The organism is Halorubrum sp. CBA1125, from assembly GCF_009742825.1.
Classification (GTDB): Archaea; Halobacteriota; Halobacteria; order Halobacteriales; family Haloferacaceae; genus Halorubrum.
On record NZ_WPCE01000125.1, the window covers coordinates 1 to 8,532 of the forward strand.

At 67.2% G+C, this 8,532-nt stretch carries 7 protein-coding genes and 2 pseudogenes; 3 read left to right on the top strand and 6 right to left on the bottom strand.

All coding sequences use genetic code 11. The annotated features are described in order from the left end of the window. Positions 1 to 173: 173 nt before the first annotated feature. Positions 174 to 1,088, bottom strand: a complete 915-nt coding sequence (locus GJ633_RS11220; protein ID WP_156588901.1) for an acyltransferase — start codon at positions 1,086 to 1,088, stop codon at positions 174 to 176. A 145-nt stretch (positions 1,089 to 1,233) separates the two neighbouring features. Between GJ633_RS11220 and GJ633_RS11225 the strand changes: the two genes are divergently transcribed. Both GJ633_RS11225 and GJ633_RS17875 read left to right on the top strand, forming a co-directional pair. Next, positions 1,234 to 2,307 (top strand): aldo/keto reductase, encoded by a 1,074-nt coding sequence (locus tag GJ633_RS11225; protein ID WP_156588902.1) that lies wholly within the window; start codon positions 1,234 to 1,236, stop codon positions 2,305 to 2,307. A 374-nt stretch (positions 2,308 to 2,681) separates the two neighbouring features. Then, positions 2,682 to 2,884, top strand: a pseudogene (locus GJ633_RS17875) (MFS transporter); the annotation flags it as partial. On the opposite strand, the gene GJ633_RS11230 reads toward GJ633_RS17875, so the two are convergent. Beyond that, complete coding sequence (locus GJ633_RS11230) at positions 2,877 to 3,269, bottom strand: metalloregulator ArsR/SmtB family transcription factor (protein WP_156588903.1); 393 nt, start codon at positions 3,267 to 3,269, stop codon at positions 2,877 to 2,879. The pseudogene GJ633_RS17875 and the gene GJ633_RS11230 sit on opposite strands and share 8 nt — an antisense overlap. Before the next feature lie 452 nt (positions 3,270 to 3,721). Here GJ633_RS11230 and GJ633_RS11235 point away from each other — a divergent pair, with 452 nt between their 5' ends. After that, entirely contained in the window at positions 3,722 to 4,453 is a 732-nt protein-coding gene (locus GJ633_RS11235; protein WP_156588904.1) for an SDR family oxidoreductase, read from the top strand. A gap of 215 nt (positions 4,454 to 4,668) precedes the next feature. Here the strand turns inward: GJ633_RS11235 and thiM are convergent, their stop codons facing one another. The 4 genes and pseudogenes from thiM to cofG form a co-directional block, all read right to left on the bottom strand. Beyond that, entirely contained in the window at positions 4,669 to 5,514 is an 846-nt protein-coding gene (thiM, locus tag GJ633_RS11240) for a hydroxyethylthiazole kinase (RefSeq protein ID WP_156588905.1), read from the bottom strand. Further along, positions 5,507 to 6,142, bottom strand: a complete 636-nt coding sequence (gene thiE, locus GJ633_RS11245; RefSeq protein WP_156588906.1) for a thiamine phosphate synthase — start codon at positions 6,140 to 6,142, stop codon at positions 5,507 to 5,509. Before thiE ends, thiM begins: the two co-directional genes overlap by 8 nt. A 112-nt stretch (positions 6,143 to 6,254) precedes the next feature. Continuing rightward, positions 6,255 to 7,114 (bottom strand): annotated as a pseudogene (locus GJ633_RS11250) (mechanosensitive ion channel family protein). Positions 7,115 to 7,227: 113 nt separating this feature from the next. Then, positions 7,228 to 8,400 carry a 7,8-didemethyl-8-hydroxy-5-deazariboflavin synthase subunit CofG gene (cofG, locus tag GJ633_RS11255; RefSeq protein ID WP_321169040.1) on the bottom strand — a complete coding sequence of 391 codons (1,173 nt, stop codon included), beginning with the start codon at positions 8,398 to 8,400 and terminating at the stop codon, positions 7,228 to 7,230. Positions 8,401 to 8,532 lie beyond the last annotated feature (132 nt).

Genomic DNA, 8,532 nt, shown 5'->3' on the forward strand with positions numbered 1-8,532 from the left:
TCGCGGGAGCGCGCCTACCGCACAGCGAATCAGGCGTTCCTTGACCTGGATTGACCGCAACCGGGTCAGAATATATCTCTTGCTGAGGATTCCAACAGAGCCACTTGTTCTTGACAGGTATCGAGCGAACGTCGAAGCCGTCGGACTCACCACCGGCGCGCCTCCACCGCCGATTACAACCGATCTCGGTTCGGCGGCGTGAGATCGCGCTGGAACTCGTCAAAGCGGTCGAGGTCGTCTGGGAGGTCGTACTCGATCTCGCGTTCGTCTTGCCGGTCGGGCAGCCGGCCGTCCTCCACCTCCTCGGCGACGGACTCCCAGCCGGGTTTCACGCGGACGCTGCGCGCGGGCGCCCCGACGACGACGTGGTGGTCCGGGACGTCGCCCTGTACGACGGAGCGCGCACCCACCACGCTGTTCTCGCCGATTCGACACCCGGCGCGCACCATCGCGTCGTAGGTGACGCGAGCGTCGTCGCCGACGACCGTGTGGAAGTTCTGGACCTCGGTCTGGTCGACGAGGTCGTGGTCGTGACTGTAGATGTGGACGCCGTCCGAGATCGACGCACGGTCGCCGATCGTGAGCTTCCCGCGGTCGTCGAGGTGGACGTCGTCGTGGATCACGACGTTGTCGCCGATCTCGATGTTGTGTCCGTAGGTGAACGAGATTCCCTTGAAGAAGCGACAGTCGTCGCCGCACTCGGCGAACAGGTGGTTCCCGAGCATCTGGCGGAAGCGAAGCGCGAACGCGACGTTGTCGGCCATGGGGGTGGCGTCGAACTGCCGCCAGAGCCACTGGAGGTGCTTTGACCGCTGAAACCGGTCTTCGTCCTTCTCGGCGTAGTACTCCGACTCCAGCGTCGCGTTACACGGGTCGTACCCCTGGAGGCGGACGCGCTCGGCTCTCGACACCGACTCGCCGTCCTGCCACGCCTCCCAGCGCTCCCGGTCGCCGAAGAGGTCGATCAGGGTGTCTCGAACGACGTCGCAGGTGTCCTCGTCCGAGGAGAGACGCTCGTCCACCTCGTCGATGAACCCCCGGACCCCGGCCTCCGCGCCGTCGGGGAGAGACACGTGTCGCTTTGTCATCGTCGCACCTTTATCGGCATGCTTCAAAGGGATTCGGTTGTGCGAAGGTACCGTCTCGTCGCACGGGAGCGATACGCTTCGTCCGACGTTCCCGTCGCGTGAGGGAGACCGCACCCGCTAAGTGTCCCGATCCCGAAGACGAGGTATGCAGCACCGCGAACTCGGAAGCTCCGGCGTCGAGGTCTCGGAGATCGGCTTCGGCGCGTGGGTCGTCGGCACCGACTGGTGGGGCGACCGCTCGGACGAACAGGCGGTCGAGATGGTCGAAGACGCGCTCGACGCGGGGGTCACGTACGTCGACACCGGCGACGTGTACGGCCACGGCGACAGCGAGTCGATCATCGGCGAGGCGATCGACGGCCGCCGCGACGAGGTGACGCTCGCGACGAAGGTCGGCTACGACTTCTACGACAACCCGCAGGCCGGCCACGGCGAACTTCCCAAGGAACTCGACCGCGACTACCTCGAAACTGCGTTCGAGCGATCGCTCGACCGGCTCGACACCGATTACGTCGACCTGCTCCAGCTCCACAACGCCAACGTCGACGAGGTGACGCCCGAGGTCCGCGACCTCCTCGCCGAGTGGAAAGCGGACGGCCGCGTCCGGGCGCTCGGCTGGGCGCTCGGTCCCTCGATCGGCTGGCTCGCCGAGGGCGCCGCCGCCGTCGAGTACGAGGCGTTCGACGCGGTCCAGACCGTCTTCAACCTCTTCGAGCAGGAGCCCGGCCGACACTTCGTCGAGACGATCCGCGAGACGGGCTCGGACACGTCGGTCATCGCCCGCGTTCCCCACTCCTCGGGATTACTCAACGAGCAGGTGACGCCCGACACCGTGCTGGAGGACGGCGACCACCGCTCGCACCGGCCGAACGAGTGGTACGAGGCGGGGTGGGAGAAACTGGAGGCGATCCGGTTCCTCGAAGACCCCTCGCACGCGGAGGGAACCCGCACGATGGCGCAGGCGGCGATCCGCTGGCTGCTCGCACACGACGAGGTCGCCTCGGTGACGCCGACGTTCCGCGACGCCGACGACATCGCCGAGTGGAGCGCCGCCAGCGACGTGCCGCCGATCTCCGACGCGGAGTACGAGCGGCTGGAGGACCTGTACGCGCGCAACTTCGGCGTCGACCGCGACGACGGGATGGACGCGCTCCGCACCTCCGTCGACGGCGAGGACATCGAGGCCGCCGGCCTCGAGAAGCGCGCCGCGTCGTACTGATCGGTCTGTGTACTGAGCGATCTGCGTACTGATCGGTCTGCGGTCGACGCGGACCCGTCGGTGAAGCAACATCACCGAACGGTGACCCGGCGTCGTGTTTCGAAGTGGTGGCTCGGTAGAAAACCCTCGTCACAAGGGGCTCAGTGGGGGTAACGGATCGTCACAGCCACCACACTCAAATTCGCCGGCTGACGGTTATAAAATTCTCGTAACGGTTCTCGTCTCTCCGTGGCATTTCCGCTGACGGGACGAGAGGAGTCCGACCTCCGGGAGACGATCCACCACCCGATAGCGGACCGGGCCGAACACCTCCCCAAACGAACGCAACTAAAATAAGCGACGGCCGAACCCTCGACCGAGTGCCTCCCGAAGACCTCATCGACCTCCACCCGGCGTTCACCGTGAGCTTCCGAGACGTGCTCGCGGTCGCGGTCGTCTGGGGGTGATCGGAACCGTCGTCCAACACGTCCTGTACGAGGCCGAGTCGGATTCGATCGGCGACTCCTTCGAGGGGATCGCACCGATCCGACGGAACCTCCGCGAGCTGTCCGAGGAACTGCGGTCGGTTCTCAGAGGTCGCGGGAACCGTCGAGCGCGACGACGACCGCGCTGGCCTGTGACGTCGCCCGATACATGCGCCACTTCCCTTCCTTGCGGCGGGTGACGAGTCCCGCCTCGGTGAGCTGGGACAGCGCGTGACTGATGGCGCTGTCGCTGACGTCGAGCAGCGGCGCGAACTCACAGACGCACAGCTCCTCGTTCGCGAGATGGAGGATGCGGACGATCTTGTACCGCGTCTCGTTGGCGAGCGCCGACAGCACGTCGACGTCCGACTCGAGTTCTGGCCCCCCCGCGACGGCGTCGATCGCTTCGAGTTCGGCCAGTCGCTCCTCGACGTCGGCCGCACAGCCGCTCCCCCGCTCGTCGGTGAGGTATCGCTGTAGCCGTTCGGTCGACGACATACGTATCATTTGAATAGATACCTCATTAAGCATTTCGGGTCGAAACTGACACGACAGGACCTGTTGCGCGCTCGTTTCAACTACAGGTACACAGATTCGAACGCGAGACACGTTCTCCGAGTGATCTGTGACGCGACTTCGAGTGGAAGATCGCGTTCACACGAATCTCAGGACGTGTTCTATACCAGTCGAAGAGATCCGAAATAGCACCGATATGACTGACTCTCTGCCACAACGATTGGATAATAACTTAATCGAATCGCTCTCGGATGAGTTGAATTCGTTCCGGCGAGATCACCAAACGACTGAGCGATCCAAAAAAACCGCGTTCTTCGTGCCGGCAGATCGAGGTGAGACGAGATATCGGCGATCCGTTCGGGGACGCCACAACTGCAACCATCGAGGGGCCGCGTTCACCACACCTCTAAGTCCGCGACGGCCGAACGAGGGCCATGGACTCGACGGTCGCGATCACCGGCGCAACGAGCGGGATCGGACGGACGGTCGCTGAGGCGTTCGTCGAGAGAGGTGCGTTCGTCGCCGTCTGCGGACGCGACGGCGACCGGGTCGATCGGACCGTCGCAGCACTGAACCGCACCCAGAACGACGGAACCGCCGCCGGAGACGACGAGGGCGGACCCGGAACCGCGTGGGGCGCACGCGCCGACGTCCGCGACGAGTTCGACCTCGAACGCTTCTTCGAGCAGGTCGCCCGGGAGGCCGGTCCGATAGACGTCGTGCTCGCGAACGCGGCCGTCTTCCACGGGTCGCCGGGCGAGCGGCCGACCGACGAGGTATCCTACGCTGACTACGACGACACCATGCGCACGAACGCCCGCGGCGTCTTCGCGACGGTCGCGGAAGCGGTCCCACATCTCGCGGACGGCGCGCGCGTCCTCGTCCCGTCGGGATCGGTCGCCCGCGAGTCGACGCCCGGGATGGGCGCGTACGCGGTCTCCAAGGCCGCAGCCGAGGGGGTCGCGCGCGGCTTTGCCGCCGACCTCGACGCGACCGTCGGGGTCGTCGATCCGGGACTCGTCGCCACCGACCTCACGGGAAAAGAGCGCGCTCGCACGCCCGAGAGCGTCGCACCGCTCTTCGTCTGGGCGGCTACCGACGCCCCCGCGACGGACCTGGACGGCGACCGGGTCGGCCTCCGCGAGTGGAAGGAAGCGACCCGATAGTTTATCTCCGATCCCGCGGCCACACGCTCCGTGTTCGACGCTCTGCCGCACGGGGGAACGCGGGTGTGCGGTGCGGTCCCGTGCGTATCTGCCGTCGTTTACCGGTCACGTCCTCGCTCGTGACCGGCAGCCGACGGCGACACGCACCGCCTGTTCACCCTCACGCAGCGTGCCGTCACGTCCCTTCAGAGATCGTCCCCTCTCACGCCGAGATATCACGTCCGTGACACGCGCGCTTCGATGTCGACGTCGGAAAGATCGGTCGCCAGCGAGGCGACGGCGTCCATGAAGGCCGTCCGGTAGCTCGCCGGGCCCGCAGGGGCGACGTCGGCAGCACGCTCGCCGGCCAAGCCGTACGCCGCCGTCGCGACTGCCGCCGCTTCCGTCGTCCTCGAGACCGGCGTGTCGGCCATCGGGACCAGCGACGCCATCGTTCCGAGCGTGCTCGCGAGCATACAGCCCGAGCCGACGAACGTCCCCATCCGCTCGTGGCCGATCGCCAACTCGAGGGCCATCCCTCCGTTTGCGACGACATCGACGGGCGCCGAAGCGACGACGACCGCGCCGGTCTCTTCGGCGAGCGCTCGCGCCGTCTGGGAGATCCCGGCGTCGTCGCCGATGGACTCGACGCCTCTCACTTCGGCCTCCTCACCGGCGAGTCCCTTGATCTCTCCGACGTTCCCCTTGATCACGTCGAAATCGACCGCGTCGAGCAGCCGGCCGACCGACTCGATCCGGTGCGGCGTCGCTCCGTATCCGACGGGGTCGAGTACGACCGGTACGCCCGCCTCGTTGGCTCGACTCCCGGCGTCGACCATCGCGTCCACGTCGACCCGCGACGCGGTTCCGGTGTTGATCACGACCGCATCCGCGTCGGCTGCCATGTCGCCAGCTTCTGCGGGCGCGTCGGCCATCACGGGAAGTCCGCCCCAGTGGAGCGTGACGTTCGCCGTCTCGCTCGTCGTCACGTCGTTGGTGAGGTGGTGTACCAGCGGGGACGCCTCTTCAACCGTCGAGAGCGTGTCGCGGACGAGCGCCCCGTCGATCGGCTCGTCAGACATCGGCGACCACCTCTCCCAGCGTCGCGGTCGCAGCCTCCGGATCCTCCGCCGCGGTGATCGCGGAGATGACCGCCACGCCGGTCGCGCCTGCCTCGACCACGGGGCGAGCGTTGGCGGCGTCGATCCCGCCGATACCGATGACGGGGAGGTCGACCGCGTCGGCGATAGCCGCCACGCGCTCGGATCCGACGCCGTCTTTCCCGTCCGGCACGTCCTTGGAGGACGTTCCGTAAATTGCGCCGACGCCGAGGTAGTCCGCACCCGCCCGCTCGGCCGCTCGAGCCTCCTCGACGGTCGACGTCGAACAGCCGACGACCGCCTCCTCTCCGAGCCGCTCGCGGGCGACGTGGACCGGGAGGTCTGACTGGCCGAGATGGACACCGTCGGCGTCGACCGCGGCCGCCAGGTCGATCCGGTCGTTTACGATCAGCGGGACGCCCGCGTCCGACGTGAGCGACCGGATTCGTCGACCGAGCTCGTACCGTTCGAGCGCGCTCGCACCTTTCTCGCGCAACTGGACAGCGTCGATGCCGCCGTCTATCGCCGCCTCGACCACGTCCGTCGTCGACCGATCACCAGACAGCCCGTCCTGTGTTACGAGATACGTCTGCCACTTGGAGATATTCATGGGTAGTTGCTCCGAGTGACGCACGGAAAGCCGTTCCGATGGACCGGAGCGGTTCCGGCGTTGCGGTATCGACGTGACAGACGGGAGAAGTGCGCGCCGCGGCCGCGGTGTGCTACTCGTCGTCGGCGAGCGATTCGAGGACTTCGACGCTACCGGTGAGTTCCCGGTGGACGTACGGGATGTCGATGCCGGCCTCGTCGAACGCCTCCTTCACCGCAGTGACGTACTCGGAACGCACGCGGACGAAGTCTCCCCGGTCGGGATCCGCGATCCAGACGCGGGCCTGGAGCCCGACCGAGGAGTCGCCGAGTTCCGTCAGCCGGACCGACGGGGCGGGATCGTCGAGGATCTCGTCGTGTTCTGCGGCCTTCTCGACGATGATGTCCGTCGCTTCCCCGATGTCGTCGTCGTAGCCGATCCCGAACACGAACTTCTGTCTGAGCGTCTCGTAGGCGACCGGATTCGTGACCGCGTTGTTCGCGAGGTCGCCGTTGGGCACGGTGATCCGCTCGTTGTCGAACGTTCGGACCCGCGAGACGCGGAGGTCGATGTCCTCCACGCGGCCCGCGTTTCCGTTCCACTCGATCCAGTCGCCGACCTCGAACGGCTTGTCCTTGAGGATGAACACGCCGGCGACGAAGTTCCCGAGCAGGTCCTGTGCGGCGAAGCGACGGCGAGCGCGATCGCCCCGCCGAAGACGGCGAACGCGGAGAGGAACGCACCGTACCCGGCGATCGTGAACCCGATCGCGATCGCGGCAACCCAGACGCCCGCGTTCGCGACGCTCGACCCGAGACTCCGGACGGCCTCGTCGAACCCCCGCGAGCTGAGTGCCCGCTCGATACCCGGCACGACGAGGAACTTCCCGAGCAGCAACACGCCGACGAAGCCGACGAGGAACCTGATCGCAACGAACAGGACGTCGACGGCCACGGTCAGCACGCCCTCCGGTCCGAACTGTAGCAGTACCATCACCGATTCATCGCGTGGGCGTTCAAAGAGTTTATCGGGAGCGTTTCCGGACGCTCCGAGCGCACGCGAACGGCGGACGCTACTGCGTCGACCGACGGGCGTTCGCCAGCTACTCAGTCGTCACCCGTCGCCCGGGCGTCGAGCGGTCCGTCGCCCCTCGCGACACCGCGGAACCGGCGTCCGTGTGCGTCACCCGCGAGGAGTCGATCCCGAACCGCCGACGGAATCCAGGCGTCGCAGTCTGCGGGGTCCGGGGCCGGTTTCACACCGTCCGGACGGATCTCGTCCGGGAGGTACCGCCCGTAGGTGGGGAGCCGCTCGCGCAGTGGCACGCCGCCCGCGTCGGCGACCGCCCGGAGTTCGTCGAGGTCGGGCCACGCGTACTCGGGGTTGATGTAATCGTCCGTGATCGGCGAGACTCCGCCGAGGTCATCGATCCCGCAGTCGACGAGATCGGCGGCGGGCGAGAGGTTCGGCGGTACCTGCACCGACACTGCTGGAGGGAGCGCGGCCCGCGCCATCGCGACCGCTCGCCGCATCGTCTCGAGGTCGGGCTGCGGGAAGTCCGACCGCTCGTTGGGCACGACGTTCTGGACGATCACCTCCTGTACGTGGCCGTACCGTTCGTGCAGTTCCCGGATCGCGAGCAGGCTCTCGGCGCGGTCGCGCCAGTCCTCGCCGATACCGACGAGGATCCCCGTCGTGAAGGGAACGCCCCGCCGTCCCGCGGCACGGATGGTGTTGAGCCGCTGTCCCGGCGTCTTCCGTCGTCCGCCGCCGTGTGCGTCCACGTCCGCGGTCGTCTCCAGCATGACGCCCATCGAGGCGTTCACCTCACGCAGGGTCGCGAACTGCGTCTCGGTGAGATCCCCGGGGTTCGAGTGCGGGAGCAGCCCCTCTTCGAGGGCGATCTCGCAAGCCCGATAGAGGTACTCGTGGATCGAGTCGAATCCCCACTCCTCGAGCGTCTCGTGGATCTCGACGTACCGATCGTCGGGATCGTCACCGAAGGTGAACAGCGCCTCGGTACACCCGGCGTCGGCGCCCACCCGACACCGCTCGCGCACCTCCTCGGGGGAAAGCAGCGTCGCCTCGCCGGGCACGTCGTAGTAGGTGCAGTACGTGCAGGTGTACCGACAGGCGGTCGTCAGCGGGACGAACACGTTCCGCGCGAAGGTGAGCCGGTCGGCGGACTCGACGTCGGCCGGCGTCACCGAGAGCAGTCGCTCGACGGCGTCGTCGTCGACGTCGATCTCGATCCCGTACTCGTCGGCTGCCGCGAACACGGCCGCCTCTCACGCTCGCGACTTAAAAAGGATCTCGGTCGCGGATCCGGAGACACTCGCAGGCGCCGCGCGCGTCACTCCCGGGCGACCCCGACGCGGCCGCCGGTCGCGTCGAGCGCGAACCCGGCGTCG